At 26.7% G+C, this 23,899-nt stretch carries 19 protein-coding genes and 5 tRNA genes; 21 read left to right on the forward strand and 3 right to left on the reverse strand.

Annotated features, from left to right (window positions below; translation table 11 throughout):
* Positions 1-50 precede the first annotated feature (50 nt).
* The 16 genes from tig to L8X28_RS04910 all read left to right on the forward strand — a co-directional run bounded on the left by tig (position 51) and on the right by L8X28_RS04910 (position 11,880).
* On the forward strand, positions 51-1,370 hold the full coding sequence (tig, locus tag L8X28_RS04835; RefSeq protein WP_263659578.1) for a trigger factor: 1,320 nt from the start codon (positions 51-53) through the stop codon (positions 1,368-1,370).
* Positions 1,370-1,960 carry an ATP-dependent Clp endopeptidase proteolytic subunit ClpP gene (gene clpP / locus L8X28_RS04840; RefSeq protein ID WP_012662167.1) on the forward strand — a complete coding sequence of 197 codons (591 nt, stop codon included), beginning with the start codon at positions 1,370-1,372 and terminating at the stop codon, positions 1,958-1,960. Before tig ends, clpP begins: the two co-directional genes overlap by 1 nt.
* A gap of 12 nt (positions 1,961-1,972) precedes the next feature.
* Positions 1,973-3,013: a GGDEF domain-containing protein gene (locus L8X28_RS04845; RefSeq protein ID WP_263665684.1), complete on the forward strand. Its 1,041-nt coding sequence runs from the start codon at positions 1,973-1,975 to the stop codon at positions 3,011-3,013.
* Positions 3,010-3,534, forward strand: coding sequence for a peptide deformylase (def, locus tag L8X28_RS04850; protein ID WP_263664912.1), 525 nt, complete (start codon positions 3,010-3,012; stop codon positions 3,532-3,534). Before L8X28_RS04845 ends, def begins: the two co-directional genes overlap by 4 nt.
* Complete coding sequence (locus tag L8X28_RS04855; protein WP_263665685.1) at positions 3,531-5,039, forward strand: YifB family Mg chelatase-like AAA ATPase; 1,509 nt, start codon at positions 3,531-3,533, stop codon at positions 5,037-5,039. The genes def and L8X28_RS04855 overlap by 4 nt, the downstream gene beginning before the upstream one ends.
* Positions 5,040-5,047: 8 nt before the next feature.
* Entirely contained in the window at positions 5,048-5,734 is a 687-nt protein-coding gene (locus L8X28_RS04860) for an NYN domain-containing protein (RefSeq protein WP_263660669.1), read from the forward strand.
* 2 nt (positions 5,735-5,736) lie between these two features.
* Complete coding sequence (gene rmuC, locus L8X28_RS04865) at positions 5,737-7,077, forward strand: DNA recombination protein RmuC (protein WP_263665686.1); 1,341 nt, start codon at positions 5,737-5,739, stop codon at positions 7,075-7,077.
* Entirely contained in the window at positions 7,061-8,407 is a 1,347-nt protein-coding gene (locus L8X28_RS04870; RefSeq protein ID WP_263665687.1) for an NAD(P)H-hydrate dehydratase, read from the forward strand. The genes rmuC and L8X28_RS04870 overlap by 17 nt, the downstream gene beginning before the upstream one ends.
* A complete protein-coding gene (gene purN, locus L8X28_RS04875) occupies positions 8,398-8,970 on the forward strand; it encodes a phosphoribosylglycinamide formyltransferase (RefSeq protein ID WP_263665688.1) in 573 nt (190 codons plus the stop codon). The genes L8X28_RS04870 and purN overlap by 10 nt, the downstream gene beginning before the upstream one ends.
* A gap of 43 nt (positions 8,971-9,013) precedes the next feature.
* The gene (locus L8X28_RS04880) at positions 9,014-9,736 is read left to right on the forward strand and encodes a TerC family protein (protein WP_263661625.1); all 723 of its coding nucleotides are present in this window, start codon (positions 9,014-9,016) and stop codon (positions 9,734-9,736) included.
* Between the two features lie 88 nt (positions 9,737-9,824).
* Positions 9,825-9,902, forward strand: a tRNA-Pro gene (locus L8X28_RS04885).
* Positions 9,903-9,914: 12 nt separating this feature from the next.
* Positions 9,915-9,991 (forward strand) — tRNA-His (locus L8X28_RS04890).
* 3 nt (positions 9,992-9,994) lie between these two features.
* Positions 9,995-10,071, forward strand: a tRNA-Arg gene (locus L8X28_RS04895).
* Positions 10,072-10,098: 27 nt separating this feature from the next.
* A tRNA-Arg gene (locus tag L8X28_RS04900) sits at positions 10,099-10,175 on the forward strand.
* A 5-nt stretch (positions 10,176-10,180) separates the two neighbouring features.
* Positions 10,181-10,265: transfer RNA gene (locus tag L8X28_RS04905), tRNA-Leu, on the forward strand.
* A gap of 1,123 nt (positions 10,266-11,388) precedes the next feature.
* Complete coding sequence (locus tag L8X28_RS04910; protein ID WP_263665689.1) at positions 11,389-11,880, forward strand: hypothetical protein; 492 nt, start codon at positions 11,389-11,391, stop codon at positions 11,878-11,880.
* Between the two features lie 195 nt (positions 11,881-12,075).
* On the opposite strand, the gene L8X28_RS04915 is transcribed toward L8X28_RS04910, so the two are convergent.
* Genes L8X28_RS04915 through L8X28_RS04925 form a run of 3 tightly spaced genes read right to left on the reverse strand, consistent with a single transcriptional unit; the run spans position 12,076 to position 16,893 of the window.
* Positions 12,076-13,023 (reverse strand): Abi family protein, encoded by a 948-nt coding sequence (locus L8X28_RS04915; RefSeq protein ID WP_263665690.1) that lies wholly within the window; start codon positions 13,021-13,023, stop codon positions 12,076-12,078.
* A gap of 26 nt (positions 13,024-13,049) precedes the next feature.
* Positions 13,050-15,614, reverse strand: coding sequence for a TrlF family AAA-like ATPase (locus L8X28_RS04920; protein WP_263665691.1), 2,565 nt, complete (start codon positions 15,612-15,614; stop codon positions 13,050-13,052).
* A 1-nt stretch (position 15,615) separates the two neighbouring features.
* A complete protein-coding gene (locus L8X28_RS04925; RefSeq protein ID WP_263665692.1) occupies positions 15,616-16,893 on the reverse strand; it encodes a DUF2130 domain-containing protein in 1,278 nt (425 codons plus the stop codon).
* 145 nt (positions 16,894-17,038) lie between these two features.
* Between L8X28_RS04925 and L8X28_RS08440 the strand changes: the two genes are divergently transcribed.
* The 5 genes from L8X28_RS08440 to L8X28_RS04945 all read left to right on the forward strand — a co-directional run bounded on the left by L8X28_RS08440 (position 17,039) and on the right by L8X28_RS04945 (position 23,826).
* On the forward strand, positions 17,039-17,896 hold the full coding sequence (locus L8X28_RS08440) for a DNA methyltransferase (RefSeq protein WP_412175525.1): 858 nt from the start codon (positions 17,039-17,041) through the stop codon (positions 17,894-17,896).
* Positions 17,859-18,980: a DNA methyltransferase gene (locus L8X28_RS08445; RefSeq protein ID WP_412175526.1), complete on the forward strand. Its 1,122-nt coding sequence runs from the start codon at positions 17,859-17,861 to the stop codon at positions 18,978-18,980. Before L8X28_RS08440 ends, L8X28_RS08445 begins: the two co-directional genes overlap by 38 nt.
* The gene (locus L8X28_RS04935; RefSeq protein ID WP_263665693.1) at positions 18,973-21,507 is read left to right on the forward strand and encodes a DEAD/DEAH box helicase family protein; all 2,535 of its coding nucleotides are present in this window, start codon (positions 18,973-18,975) and stop codon (positions 21,505-21,507) included. The genes L8X28_RS08445 and L8X28_RS04935 overlap by 8 nt, the downstream gene beginning before the upstream one ends.
* 1,025 nt (positions 21,508-22,532) lie before the next feature.
* Positions 22,533-22,724, forward strand: coding sequence for a hypothetical protein (locus tag L8X28_RS04940; protein WP_263665694.1), 192 nt, complete (start codon positions 22,533-22,535; stop codon positions 22,722-22,724).
* Entirely contained in the window at positions 22,708-23,826 is a 1,119-nt protein-coding gene (locus L8X28_RS04945) for a ThiF family adenylyltransferase (RefSeq protein WP_263665695.1), read from the forward strand. The genes L8X28_RS04940 and L8X28_RS04945 overlap by 17 nt, the downstream gene beginning before the upstream one ends.
* Positions 23,827-23,899 lie beyond the last annotated feature (73 nt).

Raw genomic sequence — 23,899 nt, forward strand, 5'->3', positions numbered from 1 at the left:
GAAAATTTTGGTATATTATCAAAAAATTTTATTTAAAAAGGGAAAATATTATGGAAGTTACAGCAAAACTAATTGATTTTGCAAATGCAAATGCTACTGTGAAAATTGCTCAAGGAGCTATTAAAGCAGAAGTTGAAAAATTAGCTAAAAAAGCGTCTAAAACTATGAAAATGGATGGTTTTAGAGCAGGAAAAGTTCCTGTTGCTGCTATACTTAAAAGATATGAAAAAGAGCTTACAAGAGATGCGGAGCAAGATCTTTTAAGAAATGCTGTAGATGGTGCTTTAAAAGAAGTTAAAAAAGAGGCTAAAGATTTAGTAGGTGAGCCATATTTTGAAAAATTTGATAGAAAAGATGGCGATATTGAAGCTCAAATGGTATTATCTTTTAAGCCAGAAGTAAAATTAGATGGATATGAAGAACTAATTCCAACTTATAATACACCAAAAGTAACTCAAAAAGAAATTGATGCAAAAAAAGAAGAATTATTAAAAAGATTTGCTACTCCTGAAGCGATTAAAGAGGCAAGAGCTTTAAAAGAAGGCGATTTTGCTAAATTTGATTTTGAAGGTTTTGTTGATGGTAAAGCTTTTGATGGTGGAAAAGCTCAAAATTATGTTTTAGAGATTGGCTCAAAACAATTTATACCAGGATTTGAAGAAGGTATGATTGGTTTAAAGGCAGGCGAGGAAAAAGATATTAATGTAACTTTTCCAAAAGAATATGGTGCAGCACATTTAGCAGGAAAAGATGCGGTATTTAAAGTAAAAATTCATGAAATTCAAGAACTTAAATTACCTGAATTAAATGAAGAGCTTTTAAAAAACTTACTTCCTGAAGAAAAAGAGCCAAGTGTTGAAAAATTAGACGCAAAATTAAAAGAACAACTAAAAAATGAAAAAATCTTTAAACTTATCAATGATGAGCTTAAAAATCAATTTGCAGAAGCTTTAGTAGCTAAGTTTGACTTTGTTTTACCAAGAAATATAGTAGAGCAAGAAACAGATATGCAATTTAGAAGCTCTTTAAGAACTTTAAGCGAAGAGGAATTAAAAGAATTTAAAGATGAGGCTAAATATAAAGAAAAAAGAGAGAGTTTCAAAGAAGATGCGCAAAAAAGCGTAAAATTAACTTTCATTATAGACGAGCTAGCAAAACTTAGAAATGTTACAGTAAGCGATCAAGAATTAATTCAAGCAATTTATTTTGAAGCTTATAGATATGGTTTTAACCCACAAGAACATTTAGATAATTATAAAAAGCAAGGTGCATTACCTGCCATTAAAATGTCTTTAATTGAAGAAAAACTTTTTGCTGATATTTTTAAAAAAAATGATAAAAAGAAAACCGAAAAAGAAAGTGAAAAATAATGAGTTCATATATACCCTATGTAGTTGAAAAAACAAGCAGAGGCGAAAGAAGTTATGATATATACTCAAGACTTTTAAAAGATAGGATTATCATGCTAAGTGGTGAGATCAATGATGATCTTGCTGCTTCTATCGTGGCACAGCTTTTGTTTTTAGAAGCTGAAGATCCTCAAAAAGATATTTATCTTTATATTAACTCACCAGGCGGGGTTGTGACAAGTGGATTTAGTATTTATGATACGATGAATTATATTAAAGCTGATGTAAGTACTATTTGTATTGGTCAAGCTGCTTCTATGGGTGCATTTTTGCTTAGTTGTGGTGCTCCAGGGAAAAGATTTGCTCTGCCAAATTCAAGAATTATGATCCACCAACCACTAGGTGGTGCAAGAGGACAAGCAACAGATATAGAAATTCAGGCAAAAGAAATTCTAAGATTAAAAGCGATTTTAAATGATATTTTGGCAAAAAATACTAAGCAAAAACTTTCTAAAATAGAAAAAGATACCGATAGAGATTTTTTTATGAGTGCTATAGAGGCTAAGGAATATGGTTTAATCGATAAGGTTTTGGAAAAAAGTTTTAAATAAGGAAACAAAGCAATGCTAGATGATGATTTATTTGCTGATTTAAATTTAAATAGCGATCCAACTCCAGCCAAAGAAGCTCCAAAAATTCAAAAAATTAGTGGAGGCGAATTTGAGAAATTTGCGAAATCTATTTTAACTGAACTTGTAAAAGATAATGTGCCTCCAACTCCTACTAATTATGGGGTTTATTTTCAAAAAATGCTTGAAGAGCGTCCAGGAGCTTTTAAGAAAAAAGTTGGTGAGATTATGGAATTTGAGCAAAATAATGATGGTCTTAAGCGTGCAAATATAGAACAAGAAATAAAGAAAAGTTTTAATTCTACTTCGGCATTATTGCAATATATTGCCATGATTTATAGGCATCTTGAAACAGTTAAAGATATGCTAAAAAGGCGTAATTCAGAACTTGCTATTAGTACAGGAAATTTAGCTGTTTCTAATGTAATCCATGCCCTTGAAACAGACCTTTCAAGATTTTCTAGCATTTTAGATAAGTATTCAGATGAGATTAAAGAAAATTTTGATGAGGTTAGACAGACTTATAAACATATAGAAGAGCAGAGTGATTTTGACTCTAAATTTGGAGTTTTTAATAAAAAATATTTTTTAGAAAATTTGGAAAAAAGCATAGAGAGTAATGCTAAATATAATTATTATACCTCTTTGATATTCTTTAGAGTAAAAGAGGAAATTTTAGAGCAAACTTATACTCAAAAAGAGAAAAATGCCTTTTTAAAAAGTGTTTGTAAAATTTTTAGTAAAAATGTTTCTTCAAGTGATATAGTAGCACATTGTGGAAATAATATTTTTGCTATAATGATCTCTCATACTAATTTAGAAAAAGCACAAGAAATATGCAATAAAATTTTAGAATCCTTAGAAAATTCAAATTTTTTCTTAGCAGATAAAGAAATAGAGGCAGATGTGGAGGTTGCTATTAGTGCAGTTAATAGTGACAGCAAAGGTGAAGAATTAATAGAAAAATGCATTGAAGCTTTAAAAGACTCGGGAAAAAATTTAGAACCTTTTGTAATAGTGGAAAAAGAAAAATGATAAGAAAGATAATTACCTATCCTAATCCAAGATTATTTTTAGAATCAAAAAAAGTAGAAAATTTTGATAAAGATTTACATATACTTTTAGATGATATGTATGAAACAATGATAGCTAATAAAGGTGTAGGTTTGGCAGCTATCCAAGTTGATGTGCCAATTAGAGCTTTACTTGTAGATATTGGTGATGAAGAAGGTGAGCAAAAAGAAGACAAACAAACTCTTTTAGAAATCATCAATCCCATTATAACACCTTTAGATGATGAAAGAATTTCTTGTAATGAGGGTTGTTTAAGTATACCAGGTTTTTATGAAGATGTAATGCGTTATAAAAATATACAACTTGACTATCAAGATAGGTTTGGAAAGCCACAAAGTTTGCGAGCACATGAGTTTTTAGCAGTGGCTATCCAACATGAAGTTGATCATCTTGATGGACATTTATTTATAGAAAAACTTTCTTTTTTAAAGCGTCAAAAATTTGATAAAGACTTTAAGAAAAAATCCAAAAAGAATAAATGAAAAAGCTAAAATGTGCAAGTTTTTCTACAGAACTTGATATCATCGATGTAGAATCAACTTTCACAAGAGGTTTGCCAGGCTTTAGCATAGTGGGTCTTGCAAACTCTACCATCAAAGAAAGCACTGAAAGAATTAAAGCAACTTTGTTAAGTCAGAATTTTAGCTTTCCAGCACAAAAAATTACTATCAACTTAAGTCCTTCGGATATTCCCAAAAATGGTTCTCATTTTGACTTAGCTATTGCAATTTTGATTTTATTTCAAAAAGAAATTTTAGATGATTTTTTTGTTTTTGGAGAACTTGGATTAGATGGGAGTATAAAAAGCACTGCTAGTTTATTTTCTATCTTGCTTTTTTTAAGTACAAAAATACAAAATGCTAAAGTAGTAGTACCAAAAGCCATAGCACAAAAAGCTTCAATGATACCTAATTTAACAATTTATGCTTTAGAAAATTTAGCCCAGGCTGTAGATTTTTTTAAAGAAAAAAAATATGAGAATTATCATATATGCAATGCTCATCCTTTATTTGAAAATGCTATAAAACTTAATGGGGAAAAATATATAAAAAACACTAGCTTTCCTTATGATTTTAAGGAAGTTAAAGGCCAAGAAAATGCTAAATTTGCTTGTATAATAGCAGCTTTAGGAATGCATAATATTTTATTTGAAGGTAGTCCAGGTAGCGGTAAAAGTATGTGTGCTAAAAGACTTCCTTTTATCATGCCACCGCAAAGCTTGAAAGAAATTTTAGCTCAAAACGCTTATAAGTCATTAAATTCTTTAGATGATGATTTTAGCGCTAGTAGGGTTTTTAGAAGTCCTCATCATACAAGTACTAGGGCTAGTATTTTTGGTGGAGGAACTAAAAATGCCAAGATAGGAGAAATAGCACTTGCAAATGGAGGAGTTTTGTTTTTTGATGAGTTTCCCCATTTTTCAAAACAAATCATAGAAAGTTTAAGAGAGCCATTGGAGGATTTTAAAATTCTTATTTCAAGAGTTAATACCAAAGTGATTTATGAAACTAAATTTTTATTTGCTTGTGCGCAAAATCCTTGTCCTTGCGGAAATTTATTTTCTAAAAATCAAAATTGTCGTTGCCAAGAGATAGAAATTAAAAAATATAAAAATAAAATTTCATCTCCTATTTTAGATAGGATTGATCTTTATGTAGCTATGGATGAAATTTCATATAAGGATAAAATGAGTTTAACATCAGAGCAAATGAGCGAGATGGTATTTAAAGGATTTTTATTTCAAAAACAAAGACAGCAAGAAGAGTTTAATGCTAAATTAAATGATGAGCAGATGAAACAATTTTGTATTTTAGAGTCTTCTGCTAATGAAATTTTGCAAAAGGCTATAAATTCATATAATCTTTCTCAAAGAGGGGTAAATAAAACTATAAAAGTAGCAAGAACCATTGCAGATTTAGAGCAAAGTGAGTTGATTTTAAAAACTCATATTTTAAAAGCATTAAGTTTTAGAATGAGAAATATTTAGGAGCAAAAATGGAAAATAAAAGCATAGCAATTTTTATAGATGCGGAAAATATTCCTTCAAAATACGCAAAATCGATTTTTGGTATTGCTTCTGATTATGGAGAAATTGTTATAAAGCGAATTTATGGAGATTGGACTCAAAAAAATATACAAAATTGGAAAGAACAAATCGCACAATATTCTATCATTGCTATGCAACAATTTAATTTTTTAGCTAATAAAAATTCAAGTGATATGTATTTAATTACTGATATTATGAGTGTTTTTTATGAAAAAGATATTGATATTTTTATTATTGTATCAAGCGATAGTGATTATACTAGTTTGATACAGAAGCTAAAAGAAAATAAAAAACAAGTTATAGGCATGGGTTTAAAGCAAGCTGTAAAATCTTATGTGAATTCCTTTAGTGAATTCTTTTATTTAGATCAAGATAAATCAAAAACAAAAGTCATAATTGAAAAAGAATATATCAAAGATTTAATCAATATCGCAGAGGCTTTGATAGAAGAAAAAGGTCGCGCAGAATATGCTCAAATTCGTACCAATATGAACAGAAAACATGCAAATTTTATTCCACAAAATTTCGGCTTTAAAAATTTCAAAGCTTTGATGAAAGAACTTTTACCAAAGATGAAACAATTTAAAGAAGCAAATGAGAAAAATATTTATTTCCTTGAAAAAGCAAAGGCTTAAAAATGGAAAATATCTTAATAGCTTTTTTGGCTGTTGTAATTTTAGCTTTTGTATGGGTGGTATTTAAAAGTCAGAAAGAAAAAGTAAAGTTAGAATTTTTAAATCAAAACAATATGACTTTGCAAAATCAACTTTCTAATTTAGAGTTTGAAAAAACTACACTTATAGAAAAAAATTCCAAACTTTTAGATGAAAAAATATCGTATTTATCTAAAAATGAAGCTTTAGAGGCAAAATTAGCACAAAAAGAACAAACTCAACAAGAACTTTTAAATATGCATTTAAAAGAGCGTGCAAATTTAAAAGAAGAATACACTCAAACCTTAATAAAATTAGAAGAAAAATATAAACAAAGTTTGGCGGGATTAAAACAAGAGCTAGAGCAAAATTTCCAAAAACAAAATGCTAGTATCTTAAATCAAAACAAACTTATGCTCAATGAAGATACAAAAAAAATCTTAGAAGAAATTTTCTTGCCTGTGAAAAAAAGTGTTAAAGAATATAGTGAAAAACTCAGTCAAAATGAAGTTAGCATTAAAACACAAATTGATCATATGTTTAAATTTAGTCAAAATATGGGAGAAAATGCAGATAAGCTAGCTAAAATTTTAAAAGGAGATAAAAAAATTCGTGGTAATTTTGCAGAATTACAACTAAAATCAGTTTTAGAAAATAGTGGTTTAGTAGAGGGTGTGCAGTATAAATTGCAAGAGAGATTTCAAGATGAGGGTAAAACTTACATTCCTGATGCGGTTGTGTTTTTAGATAAACAAAAAAGTATAGTTATAGATGCAAAATTTTCTCTACCAAGTGATTTTAGTTTTGAAGATATTAGTAAAAATACCTGTCTTGATTTGGCTTATAATCTAAAATCAAGGATTGATGAGTTAGCTAAAAAGCCTTATATGCAGTATGATAAACACACTTATGAGTTTGTTTTGCTTTTTATACCTTATCAAAATATTCTAGATTTGATTTTAAATGTAGATCTTGAAATTTATCAATACGCTTATAAAAAAAAGGTTTATTTAACTACACCAAACACTCTTTTTATGGCATTAAATACTATAAATATTTCATGGAAAAATATACAAAGTAATGAAAATATCTTAAAAGCTTTTGATGAACTGGGTAAATTTCATGATAAATTTGCAGGCGTTTTGGATGATTTTGAAAAAATCAAAGAAAATGTTAAAAGATTAAATTCAAATGTAGATAATATGCAAACAAAGCTTACTCATGGAAGTGGAAATATCGCTTCAAGAGTGATAAAGCTTAAAGAGCTAGGCGCTAAAACTCAAAAATTTATAAAATGTGAGATGAGCGATGAAAGCAGTATTTAAAGATAATATTTCTTATGAAAAAAAACTTATTGAAAAAGGTTTGGATGAGTTTTTAATGATGGAAAATGCAGGCATAGAGCTTGCAAATTTGATTAAGAAAAAAAGTAAAAACATAAAAAATGCCAAAATTTTATTTTTGCTCGGTACTGGTGGAAATGGAGCTGATGGACTTGTGGCTATAAGGCATTTAAAAAAAGCTTTTGCTTTTGTTATGCCATATAAAAAAAATACAATGTTTATCAAGCAAGAGCAAATTTTAAAAAATATAGGTTTTAAATTTTTACAAAAAGAACCTAAATTTAAAGATTTTGACATCATTGTTGATTGTGTTTTTGGGAGTGGTTTAAATAAAGCTTTAGATGAAAATTTGCAAAGAATTTTTAAAAAAATTGCTAAAAGTAAGGTTTTAAAAATAGCTTGTGATGTTCCTAGCGGGCTTGGACAAGAGCTATGTTTTAAGGCTGATTACACTCTTTGCATGGGAGTGATTAAAGAAATTTTATTAGAAGATTTTGCAAAAGAATTTGTAGGTAAAATTAAAATTGCAAATTTGGGTTTAAAACCTTACATGCAAAATACTTCAAGTTTTTTACTAGAAAAAAAAGATTTAAAACTTATTACAAAAAAGATTAACTCAAATAAAGGCGATTTTGGCCATATTTATATTTTTGCAAATAAAAGTGCAGGTACTCTAGCTGGACTCGGTGCTTTAGAATTTGGAGCAGGACTTGTATCTTTAGTGGCTAAAGAAAGTTTTTCACCTTTGATTATGCTAAAAGATGATATTGAAAGCAAAATAAATGCAGCTGCTATAGGTATGGGACTTGATGATTTAAGTATTTTAAAAGATGAAAGATTAAAAAACATTCCTTTAGTTTTAGACGCAAATTGCTTTCAAAGTGAAAATTTACTTTCATATCTTGCTAGAGAAGATGTTGTTTTAACCCCTCATCCTAAAGAATTTTGTATGCTTTTAAAACTTTGTTTTAATGAGGATATAAGCGTAGAAGAAATTCAAAACAAACGCTTTTTTTATGCAAGAAAGTTTAGTTCTAAATTTCAATGTGTTTTGGTATTAAAAGGAGCTAATCCTATTATTGCTCAAAAAGAAAAATTTTTTATAGTAAATTGTGGCAATGAAGCTTTAGCAAAAGGTGGAAGTGGGGATGTGTTAAGTGGTATGATAGCAGCTTTGCTTGGAGCTAAATTTAATGCTTTAGAAGCTGCTAAAAATGCAGTATTAGCTCATGCTTTAGTAGCTAAAAATTATAAGAAAAACAAAATTAGTTTTGATGCTTTAAAATTGATAAAGGGGTTAAAATGCTTATAAAATTAGCAATTTTATTTAGTGGTAATGGAAGTAATTTGGAAAATATTTTAGCAAAATTACATAAAAAAACTTTTGGTAAAAATACCTTTGAAGTGGTTTTATGCGTGTGCAATAAAAAAGAAGCTTATGGTATACAAAGAGCTTTAAAATATAACCTTAATACTAAAATCATAGAGCATGAAAAATTTACTTCAAGAGAAGAATTTGATGCAGAATTAGTAAAAATTATAAAAGAAAGTCAAGCAGATCTGACCATCTTAGCAGGATTTATGCGAATTTTAAGTCCTATTTTCACTCAAAATATAAAAGCTATTAATCTTCATCCTTCTTTGCTTCCTTTATTTAAAGGTGCTCATGCTATCAAAGAAAGTTATGAGAGCGATATGAAACTTGCGGGTGTTAGCGTGCATTGGGTTAACGAAGAGCTTGATGGTGGTAAAATCATTGCTCAAAAGGCGTTTGAAAAAGCTAAACTAAGCTTTGAAGAATTTGAAGATAAAATTCATAAATTAGAGTATGAAATTTTACCTGCAACTATTGTTGAAATTTTTGAAAATGATTAATTTTTTATCATTATAATTACGCTTTTTATTTTAAGGAAGTTAAATGTTTGAGTGGATTTTGAGTGTGGATGCGTGGGTAGTGTTGCTTACGCTTACAGCTTTAGAGATTGTGCTAGGGATTGATAATATCATTTTCTTGGCTATTTTGGTTTCTAAATTACCACCAGAACATAGAGATAAGGGTAGAGTTTTAGGTCTTGCTTTTGCGATGATTACTAGAATTTTATTGTTATTGTCTTTGTTTTGGGTTATGAAACTTGTCACACCTTTATTTAGTATATTAGGGAATGAAATTTCAGGTAGGGATTTGGTGCTTTTGCTTGGAGGATTGTTTTTGATAGTTAAATCTATCAAAGAAATCAAAGAAAGTATAACACATCAAGAGGAAAGTCAAAGTAATATAAAAATCAGCAATAAACTTTGGATTGTAGTTGCTGAAATAGCTGTGATAGATATAGTATTTTCTCTAGATAGTGTTATTACTGCTGTGGGTATTGCTCAAGATATAGAGATTATGATTATTGCTGTTATTATTGCAGTATTAGTAATGCTTTTTGCTTCTAAGCCAATTGCAGATTTTGTAGAAAAATATCCAAGCATTAAAATTTTAGCTTTGGCATTTTTAGTAATGATAGGTTTTGTTTTAGTATGTGAAAGTTTTGATATTCATATAGATAAGGCCTATATTTATGTAGCTATGGCCTTTTCTTTGGCAGTTGAAATTTTAAACATCATTTCACAAAAAAAGCAAACAAATAATTCTTAAAATATTTAGCATTTTTTATGCTAAATATTCTTATTTATCTTGACTTTTAATATTTTTTTATGTAGAATAACGCTTTATTTTTATACATCGGGGTGTAGCGCAGTCTGGTTAGCGCACTTGGTTTGGGACCAAGGGGCCGAAGGTTCGAATCCTTTCACCCCGACCATTTTTATAAATGGTGAGTGTAGCTCAGTCGGTTAGAGCATCAGATTGTGGTCCTGAGGGTCGTGGGTTCGATTCCCATCACTCACCCCATCAGCGCTCGTAGCTCAACTGGATAGAGCGACAGACTTCGGATCTGTAGGTTATGGGTTCGATTCCTATCGGGCGCGCCATAAGCCTATTGTTACTTTTATTTTTTTGCGCTCATAGCTCAGCTGGATAGAGCAACGGCCTTCTAAGCCGTAGGTCAGAGGTTCGAATCCTCTTGAGCGTACCACTTTTGCGGATGTGGTGAAATTGGCAGACACGCCAGACTTAGGATCTGGTGCAGCAATGCGTGAAGGTTCAAGTCCTTTCATCCGCACCACCATGCTTTGAAGCTACTTTCTAAAATTTTTAAAAAACTCAGGGAGCGGTTTTGGTAGCGGTTTTTTTCTCAAAAATTAATTTTTAACACTCCTATAATCTAAAAAAGAAATTGACTTTTATAAAAATATTTAAAAAATACATTTTACTTTTTTATATTCAATTGCTATTTTCTATTTCTTTTTTTATTAAAAGAAGACAGTATAAACTAAATACATTATAATTTATTTATTTTATTCATAAGACTTAAAAATTAGTTAAACCATTAAAACATATGAAATTTTATAATTATTAGTATTGGTAAAATAATGGTTTCTCAGCTTTTTCGGTTTTTTGCTTTTGGGGTTAAGCAAATATTATTTTATTATCTTAATCTTTTTATCAAAAATATAAAAAAATTATTTTAATTTAAAATTATTATAAAATTATATCACTTAGTATTTTTAAGCTAGCGATTAGCTTAAGCTATGATCCTTTTTATATTTTATTAATTTATAAGGAGGTGATTATGATCGGTAATAAAATAAAAATTAATTTGATTTTATCTTTTTTATTTTTCATAAAAACTAAAATTTTATTAGTTGGATCACTAGCTTAAAAATACTCTCATTTTTTCTTAAAATATATCTTCATTTTATTAAAGTTATAAAAAAATATCCAAAAAAATACAAGTTAATTTTTTCAAAAAATCTTACCTTTTTTGTTTTGATAAAAAGTTTAGTAAAATGGAAATTTTAAGCTGTATTTTAAAGCTTTCTTTTTGGAGTTTTATAGGTTAAAATTTATCAAAAAATAGCCCATTTTAAAACAATCACTACTCCATGCTAAGCAGATATACCATTTTCGTTATCTTTAGCCTAAAAAGTATATATTTCGTATATTTTGATAAATTTTTGGTGTATTTTTTATAGATTTTTATAAAATTTGTCATTTTTGTTAAAAATAATCGTTTTTGCAATACATTACTTCGTAAGTATATATTATATGTTTTCGTTACCTTTAGTATTTTTTTGAGATTTTTTTGAGATTTGCTGTGTTTTTTTTAAAAAATGAAAATGTTATGATTTTGTAATTTTTGTATGATAAAATATTATAAATTTTTGTTAAAAAAGGCAAGTTATTCTGTGTTTAAAAATATATTTTTCAAAAAAACTGTATCTGCTGATAATCCTAATGATGAGATAAAACTAGATGAAACTCCTACACAAAACAAAAGTGATAGATTAGAAAAAATAATTCACACTTGGGTAATAAATTGCACTAAATATTCTTTAAAAAATCCTTATGATACAAGACGCATTAACAGAAAAAATGGCTGTATCAAATTCGTCTTAAGAATCTTTAAAGAAACTAAAAATGAAGGTGCTTTAATTGGCATTAGCTCTTCGCTTTATGATAAATATAAAAATCTCTATAAATCAAAACTTGCTAGAGTAAAGCAATCAAGTAAAATAAAAAGCTTACAAGAAAAATATCCTGATTTAGATATTATCAATGCTTATAAATATGCCATATTAAGCAATAAATGTGCTTTATTAAATGAAGATGTTAAAGACTTTGAAAATATTATAAAGATTTTATTGCAATTAAATACCGCCAAATATAAACAAAAATAAGCTTAAAATCAAAAATCTACTATAAAGCAATATCAATCTAGCATTGAATAATTAAAATCGATTTATGAGCTTGTTTTGTTGGGTTATGTTAAGGAAGTGGTGTTTAGTTATTATTTGTGTAATTTTGGCAAGCTCGAACGGATCTTACTTGCCGTGACGATAGCGTATTATATCGATAATTTTCTAAAAATTTAATTAATTTCTGAGTAGAACTTTTAAAGATTTTTGCGTAAAAATTATGAAATTTTTTAGTTTTATATTGGAGTTTACTGCTTGTTTACTCAAGGCATAATTAACAAAATTTTCATATTCTCTTGCTATGTAGTTTTTTTTCTTGATGTTTTTGCATATTTCTGAAAATAAATTAATTACTTCTAAAAAATCAACAATTAATGCGTTTTGAAGCATTTCTTCTAGGGTATATGTATTTTCTTTTGTTGTTATATTTTTTCGATATGGACTGATTTTTTTAAGTAAATATTTTCTTTTTTCGTTTACAGTATTATCTATCCTTATTAGTATTGAATTGTTATGCGCGGATAGATTTCTTAGCCATCTAATGCTTTCAAAAGTCCAATTTGAAAATGTTTTATATATAGAAAAACTCTCATTGCTTTTTATGCAAAATGTGTAAAATTTGATAAAGTCATTAAAGGTTAGAATTTCTACAAATACCCATATTGGTATTTCATCAGAATAATGTTTTAAAATATCATATAACCCACCACTCTTTCCTTGAGTGATTTTCTCTTTATATTTTTTAAGTAGTATTTTTGTATTCAAACCTTCTTCTGATTTTAAAAAGCTATCTACTAATTCATAACCATCGTTTTCTGCTTGACTTATTTTATATAAAAATAATGTTTTTACCAAGTGTTCTGTATCGAGCGTAATTTTTAAGAGAAAATTTCTAAAAGCCATATCTATTTTTGATATTTCATAGATATAAGAAAACTCTAATTTATCATATTTATCTGATTGTGTTTTTGGATAAATTTTTGCGTATGATTTTAATTTAAAATAATAAGTTTTATGGCTTAAAATTTTTTTAGCTAAAGTTTCATCGATGATATTAAATACAATACCCTTGTTTTTCATATGTTCAATTTGTTCATCAATATTTAATTTTCCTTTTTTATTCATGCAGCTTTATTCCTAAAAATATATAACTAAAGTTGTTTGTTATTAAAACCATATTTTTCTTCTCTTTTTTTAAATGCTTCTTTTCCTCCTTCAAGCTTTAATAATTTTGATCTAAAATCAATATCTTCTATAGCAAATAAATTTGCTTTTGTTTTATTATCGTTATTTTCTAGTTCGATAATTAATTCTGCATCTGCATTTAATACAAAATTTGCATTATGCGTAGCAAATATTATTTGTCTATGCATTTTTATTTTTTTTATTAGATCTACTAAATAGTTTGCGATTAATGAGCTATCAAGGTGAGTTTCAGGTTCATCAATGATAATTGGATTATTTCCTAATGATACTAAAATGATAATAGCTGCAGTGCATCTTTGTCCAAATGATACATTATTGAGACTTTTATTATCATATGTAACTTCTAAATTCTTGTTTTTACTAATATTTCTGATGGTTTTTGCAATTACCAATTGATATATTTGAAAAAATATTTTTTTACTGAAAATTTCACTTAATAATTTAGCTGTCTGGGTATTTTTGCTTTTAAGGAACTCATCTATATCTTTTTTAAACTCGTAGTGTTGTTTACATTCATATACTTTTTTTATGGTTAGTTCTTTAAGATAATTTTTAAATGTACTTTTATCTTTAATTTCAATTTCTTTAAAATGTTTAATTTTCTCTATAAAATATTCTATGGCAGTGTCAGAAAAATCATCTATGTTAGATATTGGATATTGAATTTTTATATTTTTTAGTTCATCTTTATTGTTTTCGGATATTTTTTCAAATTTTTCATTAACAATATTTAGTTGTTTAGTGATAATGCTTTCGAAATTTTTAATTTTTTCATCAATATCATTGTGTGAGAAAGATTTTATTTCTTCTTTTATCTTTTTTATTTCTTCTTTGATGTTTTTTATTTCTTCTTTGATGTTTTCTATTTTAGAGGTTGCAATTTGAACATCATTGATGTTTTCCTCCGTTAAACCTTTACTATCTAAGTAGTTTTTAATTTTTCTTATATATGTTTCTTTTTCACTCTCTAGGCTGTTTATATTTTCTTCACTATCTTTATATTTTTCACCTGTATCGCTTGTGGCTAGCTCACGAATCTTTGTATATAAATCATTATAATAAGAATCATAACTATTTTCAATTTTAATAATATGATGTTTAGTTGCAATATCATTTAGACTGTTAAGCAGTTTATTCACTCTGTCTCTAGAATTTAGTAGTTTTATAAGTTTTTGTTCTATTGTTTGGATTTTTTCTTTGCTTGATAAATACTCATGGTCATCAAAAGAACGGACAATATATTCTAGTTTTTTTAATTCCTTGCAGTGGTTTTTTAGTCGAATATGTAAACTAATTCTATTTTTTAAATTATCTATTTGATTTTCAAATACTTGAAGTTCTTTTGTAATGGCATCTTCGGTTTCTATTAATAAGTTATTTGTATTTTTATTTAATCTGTTAAATATTGCTTTGGTGAATTCTTTTGAGTTTTTTGCAAATTCTTCAATTTTGTTTTGTGCTAAAAATTCTATATTTTCTATTTCTTCTGGAGAAAACAAAACTTTAGAATTAATTTCTTTGGGATTAAGTTCGTTGAAAAATTTTTCATCTAATTTGTTTATTTTAGCTGCTATTAGGTTGAGTAAAGTGCTTTTTCCGCTACCTCTTCCACCTATAATACAAGTCAAATAGGGGCTAAAATAAATAATTTCTTTAAAATCTGCAAAGCAGAATTTATCGTTACCCCATTTGGTATTTTCATCAAATTTTAATTCTACACTTTCAATTTTGTGTATTGCTTTTGGAGGTTCATTTTTTTCAATAAAAACTCTTGATGGTTCGTATAATATTTGTCTTAGTCCTTCAAAAGTAGGTTTTGCTTTTATCCAAGTAAATTTTTTACCTATTGTATTTAAGTCATGAGCATCACTACTTTGCAAGACTCGTTTTCCATAAGATTCCCAATGTTCTACATCATCTTTTAATGCTTCCAATTTGTTTGTTGAGTGAATTAAAAAATGAGTATATTTATTTATTTTTTTATAGTTTGCACTACTTCTTGCGTTTCCGTGCCCTCTTGATAAAAATCCAAGCAAATAGCTATTTTTTATATTTAAAGATTCATCGTTTAAATGTTTTATTAGTTCATCAAAATTTACAACAGCTTTAGCATAATCATTTTGCGAGTCTAAATCACTTAATTTTTTTTTAACTCCATCTACATGGACATTCACATTTGCCAAAAATTTAATAATGTGTTCTTCATTCAGACAGTCAGAAAAAATAATATGCAAATCTAAACATTGATTTTCTTTATTTAGATAATCCAGTCTAAGTTCTAAATTTAAAAAAGCACTTATATTTTTATTTTTTAACTTTTTTTGTAATTCATAATCTCCTTTTTTGAAGTTAAAATAATTAGTCAGTCCAACACATGAAATTTGTTTGCTGATTATTTCATTAATAAAACTATCATCGCTACAATTATAATTATTGTTCATATTGCTATATGGCGTATGAACATGTAAATCCCATTTGAGCCAAGTAGAACCAATATTATTTGTTAACATGTTAATTTTCCTCGATCGAATACGGTAGTTCTAAAACATTAATACTAGCTATACTATTTCCAGCTATTCCCTTTATAGAGCCATACATATTTATAGAATTTTCTAGTACTTGTTCTAGTTGTTTTTCTCTTTGTTTCCAGATTCTTTGTATAGATCTTTTTTCGCTTTCTAAGTCTTTTTGCATTTGCGTAAATCCTTCTACTATAGTCTCAATTTGCATCTTAAATTCTGTACTAGTAAGATATTTGTAAAGTAAACTCATCTTATCAGTTTTATTTTCTTGTGATTTTTTTGCTTGGTTTATTTTGATAATACTATCTCGAATAACAGAAGACAAAGCTTTAAATTCTTCGTAAGTGCATACCCATATGCCATCAATCAATCCCATTCTATCCAGCTCCTTTGGTAATACCTCTGTAACAAGTATTCCTGCATCAGCTCCTTTGTTAATTATATCTGTTTTAAATTTTCCTATCCATTCTCGCTTAAATTCTTTTGTTCTTTTGCTCTCGTAGTATATTTTTCCACAATTTTGTACTTCTCTAGTATGTATGATTTGTATACAATCTCCACCTTTTGCTCCTTTAGCTATCTCTTCGATAGTATCGAAAGGATATTTATTTTTCAAAAATTCTTCAATGGCTAATTCTTGAATTTCTCCTTGTAACTGTTGAGAGCCTTGTTCCATTTTTCTTTGGGCTTCTTGCAGTTGCTTTTTTAGTTGCTCCAGTTTTTCTTCCTGTTCTCGAAATTTTAATTCATTTTTTTCGTCAACTGTTTTTTGTATTTTGATTTTTTCTTCTTGTAGTAATTTAGAAAATTTTATTTCATTTTCAGCTTGTATTTTTGCTTCTACTTCTTCTTTTTCACGTTTAAGTTTTTCAATTTCAGCTTTGCTTTTGTTTAGTTCTTTAACTTGATTGGATTTTTCTGTAAGCTCTTTTTGTAGCAAATCAAGCATTTCTTTGTAATCATCATTTATTTCCTTTCGAATACTATCTGCCAATTTTTGCTTTTCTTGTTTTAAAAGATTTTTTGCTTCTTTTGAAATTTCTTCATCGATTCTTTCTTTTTGTTTTTTGATATTTTCTTTTTCTTGATCTAGAAGCTCAAAAGCTTTTTTGTATTCTTCTTTTTGTCTTTCCATATCCTCTTCAATTTTTTTTCTTTCTAGCTGATTTTTTTGTGAAATTTCAGATTCCAATTGACGATAAAGTATTTCATTTACATTTATATTGTTGCCACATTGAGGGCATTTAATGCTAGCTTTTTCGGACATATAAACTCCTAAGATTATATATTTTAATTTACTTTATATTTATATTATAATATAATACTGATTGTTAAAAAAATCTTATTTTGCTTATATTTGTTTTTAATCACAATGTTATATAATAAACTATAAATAATTAAAAAGGAAATAAATGCTAAAAGATAAATTATTGCAAGATTTAGAAGAACATTTTGAAACTTTAGGACAAGTTAGAAATTTAGCACAAAATTATGATGAGAAATTATTTGATTATCTTTTAGAACAAAGTAAACATAAAGAAGAATTTAAAAGTAGATTTTTTATTTTTAGCAAAAAAACTTTGGTTTTTAAGCTTAATGATTTTTTGAATTTTTTAGATCTTAGAAGCTTAGGTGGTAGTTTTACAAGCTATGCTAACAAAATAGGACTTGCAAATAAAACAAAATCTCTTTTAAAAACAAATAACGAAGTAGTATTAAATTTTGCTTTTAAAGATGGTGTTATAAAAGGCGGACAAAGCAAAGATGAACAAAAATCAAAAGAAATATTTTTCAATGAAATACTAGCTCGTGATGAAATAGATGTGTTATTTGATAAAAAAGCTTTGCAGAATTTTGAACTAATAGGCGAAAATAAAAATTTACAAGAATATTTAAAAGATAATCCAAATTTACTCATAAAAGGCAATAACTTACTAGCGTTACATTCTTTAAAAAAACTCTATGCAAATAAAGTAAAATTAATCTACATTGATCCACCTTATAATACAGGCAATGATAGTTTTAATTATAATGACAAATTTAATCATTCTACTTGGCTTGCTTTTATGAAAAATCGCCTTGAAGTAGCTAGAGAATTTTTAAGAGATGATGGTGTGATTTTTGTGCAATGTGATGATAATGAACAAGCTTATTTAAAAGTGCTTATGGATGAGATTTTTGGAAGAGATAATTTTTTAAGAACAATTAATATCAAAAAGAAACAGTCGGCTGGTGTTGGACAGGACGCATTTATTTTTAGATGTTACTGAATATATTATTGTATATTGTAAAAATAGAAATAGTTTTACATATGACAAATTTTATATAAATGTTGATTTTGATGAGAAACAAATGAAAAATTACAAAAATTATATAGTTATCAAAGATAAAGTTTTATTAAAAGAAGAAAATGACAAGACATGTGGTATGCTGAAAATATATAAACTTGATTATGAAATTTGTAAAGCAGCTGATTTAACACATGAGAATTTCATAGAAAATTTTAATAGTCATTTTACAACATATAATCCACAAAGTACATTTGCTAAAAGAATGATTGCTAATTTAGATGAAAACTTTTACGAAATCGAATATAAGCCTATAAGAGGAAGAAATCAAAATCAAAATACTAGCGTATATTTTTACAATAAAAGAATTGTTCAAATGTTACATTCTATTGCTTATATCAACAAAAATAAGATAATAAAAAAGCAAATCCTTGATAATTTTTGGAATGATATTAGCTGGGATATTATAGGTAATCAAGGGAATATAGAATTTAAAAATGGAAAAAAACCTGAAGCCTTACTTCAAAGAATAATTGAAATTGCTACAAGTGAAAACGATATAGTAATGGACTTTTTTGCAGGAAGTGGCACTACTTTAGCCGTAGCACATAAAATGAAACGCAAATGGATAGGCATAGAACAAATGGATTATATAGAAACTATTACAAAAGAAAGACTTAAAAAAGTAATAGAAGGCGAACAAGGTGGTATCAGCAAAGCAGTAAATTGGCAAGATGGTGGAAGTTTTGTTTATGCTGAGCTTATGCCACTTAATGCAATTTATAAAGAAAAAATACAAAATTTAAATGATGAAAAAGAACTAGATAGTATTTATCAAGAGTTAAAAACTAAAGCTTTTTTAGATTATAGAGTAGATATAAATGAAATTTTAAAAGATAAAGAATTTGAAAATTTAGACTTAGAAGGCAAAAAAGAAATTTTAAAACTTGTTTTAGATTCGAATATGGATTATGTTTTATATGGTGATATAAAAGATGAAGATTATGCTATATCTAAAGAAACAATAAAACTTAATGAAATACTTTATGGTGATGAAAATGTTTAATAAAAAATTACATGAGCTTTTACAGGATGAATTTGGAAAAAGAGGTATAGAACAAATAGAAATTCCTTTTTATGTAAAAGATAATTTATCAAAAGAATTAAGAATTTATCAAGAAAAAGCTCTAAAGCATTATTATGCAAATTTTGATAGCATAAAACAAAGACATTTAATGTTTAACATGGCAACAGGAAGTGGAAAAACACTTATAATGGCTGCTTTAATGTTAGATTGTTATAAAAAAGGATATAGAAATTTTATCTTTTTTGTAAATTCTACTTCTATTTTAGAAAAAACAAAAGCAAATTTTGCCAACAAATACTCAAGCAAATATCTTTTTAAAGATATTAATATAGATTCTAAAAATATAGAAATTAACATTATCAATAATCTTTTTGAAAGTAAAGATGATTGTATAAATATATATTTTACCACCATACAAGCCCTGTTTTCTCTTTTTAAAAATGAAAGGGAAAATTCTTTAAGTTTTGAAGATTTAAAAGACAAAAAGCTTGTATTTTTAGCTGATGAAGCTCATCATTTAAATAGTGATACTAAAAATAAAAATGAAAATGAACTTAAAGAAGGTTGGGAAGCTATTATAAAAAGAGCCTATGAAAGTAATAATGAAAATTTATTATTTGAATTTAGTGCTACTATTCCACAAGAATTTAATGTTTTGGAAAAATATCAAGATAAAATCATTTATGAATACACCTTAAGAGAATTTTGTAAAGATGGATATTCTAAGCGTATATTTTTAGTGAAATATGATAATGATAGTTTAGAACATAGATTTTTAGGAGCTGTGCTTTGTAGTCTTTATAGAGAGTTGTTGGCTCAAAAATATAACATTGTTTTAAAACCTGTTGTTTTATTTAAGAGTGAATCTATAAAAGAATCTATGCAAAATCAAGAAAAATTTATAGATTTTATAGATAATTTAGAAAGCTTGCATATAGAAGATTTTTATAAAAATATAAACAAAGAAAGTGATCTTTTAAATAAAAGCTTAGAGTTTTTTAAAAGAGAATATCAAAATACTTATGCAAAAACTATTGTAAATTTTTTGAAAAATAATTTTAAAACGCTTTATATGTTAAACACAAATGATGATAAAGCGCTAGAGAAAAATCAAATTTTACTTAATAGCTTAGAAGAAAAAGACAATCAAATAAGAGTTATTTTTTGCGTTGATAAACTTAATGAAGGTTGGGATGTCTTAAATCTTTTTGATATAGTTAGGCTTGGAAATAAAAAGGCAAGTAAAACAATAACCACAAAGGAAGCACAACTTATAGGAAGAGGTGCTAGATATTATCCTTTCAAAAGCGATTTGTTTGATTTTGATGATGAGCTTAAATTTAAAAGAAAGTATGATAGTGATCTTGAAAATGAGTTAAATGCTTTAGAGAAATTAACTTATCATACTAGAAATGATGTTGAGTTTATTAAGCAACTCAATGAAAGTATGAATAAAGAAGGATTATTATTTGAGGAGGAAAAAACACGCATAGATTTAATAGTCAATGAAAAAATAAAAGATATTATTAAAAATAACAAAATTTATTACGCTAATAATAAAAGAATCAAAAAACGTGATTTGAAAAATTTTTACATTACAAGAATAGAGATGGAGCAAAAAATAAAAGGTTTGCAAATTCCTTATTTTTCAAATTCTATAAAAGAAAGTGAGGAGAAATTTGAAGAAATCAAAGAAGAATATGATCTTCAAAAACCATCTGCTCTTAATCATATAGATAGCATATACTTTTTAAAGGCGATGAATATATTAGGACTTGATTTTAATAAAATCAATGAAAATTTTGCTTTTAAAAGTAAAAAAGATTTTATAGAAAATTGTTTGAAAAATATAGTTGTTTGTTTTTCAAAACGACAAGAATTTAATCAAATAAACAATCTTGAAATAGCCAAATATATTTTAGAAAATTTTAAATCGATAAAGCAAGGCGTAAAGCAAGAATACGAAGTAAGTGAGTTTATAACTCATGAATTTAATATAGGTAATAAGGTAGTATTTAAAAATAAAGAGAATTTCGAGGAAATGAATTTTGAGTGGCTTTATCACAAAACTTTTTGTTTTGACAGTAAATTAGAAAAAGATTTTTTAATTTTCATAGAAGAATACAAAGATGAAATTGATAATGTTTTTTCCGACTGGTTTGTTATAAGAAATGAAGGATTTGAAGAATTTAAAATTTATGACAATAGAAAAGATGAAGTAACTTATGCTATGGGATTTGAACCTGATTTTATTTTCTTTGGTAAGAAAAATAAAGATGATGATAATTTTTTAAGTATACAATGTTTTATAGAAACAAAAGGGGAGCATTTAGCAATAGCAAAAGATACTTGGAAGGAAGAATTTTTAGAGGCTTTAAAGGGAAAAATAATTACCACTAAAGATGGTAAGAAATTAACCCTTCAATCCTTGCCGTTTTTTATAAACAAAGATTTAAAGATGAATGATAAATTTGTTAGTAGTTTTGATGAATTTTTGAATACATAAAAGTCACTGTTTTTCAAATTTAAACATTAGAATTTTTATTCTATTGTTTAAATTTACTTGTTTTAATTTTTCCGAGATAATTTGAAATAGATCTTACAACTTATAATTATATTGTACCAAGGAAATCATGAGTGTGATTTTATTTGTCGTTAGTTAGAAAGAGTATAAAATCAACAGTGTTTTCTTAGAATAGTATTGTCTCTCTGTAATTTTTATGCTTTAGTTTTCTTTAATGCTATGGCTATTATAATTATAATAAATTCCAAAGAACTTCTTGGTATAGCCCACCTTTATAACTCTTGGTAATATCTCAAAAGTTCTTCATCAAATGTTTTAATCAAATCACTTAAGATAAATCTATTTTTGTAGATTTAGCTCTATACGGATATTTTCTATATTTGTAAAATAGAAGTAAAATAATTAAATTAATCATTTTTTATGGTTTTAATTCTCTGGTAAAAGTTACAAATATATTTAAAACTTATAGATACAAAAATTTATTTTTAAAGATTAAAAGATATAGATGTTAATTTCTATAAAAATTAATTATTGTTGGCTTGTTAAATTTTTGATTATTTTGTTCTAATTAATACGGACTTATATAAGCAAGATAATATTCATTGTTATAAAATCTAAGTAAAAGTAAAATTTAAAACATATTTCAATTGTTTCTTCAAAGAACTTTTTATTAGTATGTATTTCCATTTTAAAGATAAACAAAGCTAAACATTAGTTATGTCTTGCTGACATATTTTATGAGTATTTTTTTAAACTTGCTAGAAGATACTCGTATGAATTTATAAATACTATTTTTAGCTTATTTAAGGATTTAGCTTTGAATAATAAAATATAAAATATATGATTTCTAGGAATATTTACCAGTTTTTTCGTTTTAATAAACAATCACTCAGAATTTTTCTATAAATCTAATAAAATTAAACAAATTAAAATAATTTTATAAATATTATATGAAATATTTAATTTTTTTATGTATAATTTTTTAAGATATAAGAAAAGGAGTTAAAATGAATAAAATATCTTTAGACTTTGAAGAAATTAAATATTTAAACTCTAATGTAGATTATACAGAAACTTGCAGTGGTGATAGAAGTGATTGTTGTACTAGAGTATGTACAAGACATAATGACTCAGATGAATCTAGCTTAGACGCTTGGAGTGAATATTTAGAAGTTGTGTCCGGTGTTGTTCAATATTAGTGGTATTTATAAGCTAAAAGATAGCATTGAGGTATTTTCAAGTCAGGAAAATGAAAAAAATTTAATACAGTTTTATCGGATTAATACTAGGGAAAGTATTTATATCAAATCTGATGATCAAATATTATTTTTCTTGTCTTTAATGGACGGAAAAAGGACGCTGAAAGATATTGTTAACGAGTATAATTTTGAATTAGAAAGTGTTACTAGGTTTATCGATTTCTTATTGAAAAATGGTATTATTAAGGAGATTAAACTTAGTGAATTTAACTATGTTGACGAAAGATATAAAAGACAAGTAGCATATTTTGATGATTTACTGGGTGTGTCTGATGACGAAGATATACAACAAAAAATAAAGCATAAAAAGGTTGTTATTTTTGGCTTAGGTAGCGTTGGTTCTGCTATAGCAATTCTATTAGCAAGAATGGGCGTGGGTTATTTTGTTTTTATAGATTACAAACGTGTTAAAACTTCACATTTTATCAAGCATATTTATTGTAATAACGCTAATCTCGGTAAATTTAAAACCGATGCGCTTAAAGATTATCTATTGGAGATTAATAGTAGTATAAATATTGAAGTGTTCCATGAGAAAATTTTACCTCAAACTGATTTAGCAAAATTTATATCAAAAAATTCAGATTTGATTATTAATACAGCAGATGAACCGTACATCGGACATATTTCAATGAAGATTGGTAGATATGCGTGGGATATTAATATTCCATTTTATGTTGGCGGAGGATTTGATGCTCATAGTATGAGCACGGGGGAGATGATAATTCCGAATGTTACTCCATGCATTGATTGTTATGTAGAGTCTTTTAAAATCGCCTTAAAAGACTATCACCCAACATATATTAAGAATTTTTCACCCAAATCAAAAGATAATAAAAATATTATACTCGGTGGACCTGGAAGTATTGCTGCTTGTAGTTTATTTAGTGCAAGTTTTGGAGTCTTGAGAATAATCTATTACTTTCTTGGGTTACAATGTGATGTTACTAATAGAGGGGAGTATCTTATTGATAAAGGTGTTATTAAATATACAACACTGGAACATGTAAGAAGAAAAAACTGTGAGATATGTAAGCAATGATGGAAAATGTTAAATATAGAATTCGTTCTAGTGTTGCATTAACATATAGCAATGGTAAAATGGAATTCTTTAA

Source organism: Campylobacter sp. CNRCH_2016_0050h (assembly GCF_025772605.1).
Taxonomy (GTDB): Bacteria; Campylobacterota; Campylobacteria; order Campylobacterales; family Campylobacteraceae; genus Campylobacter_D; species Campylobacter_D lari_D.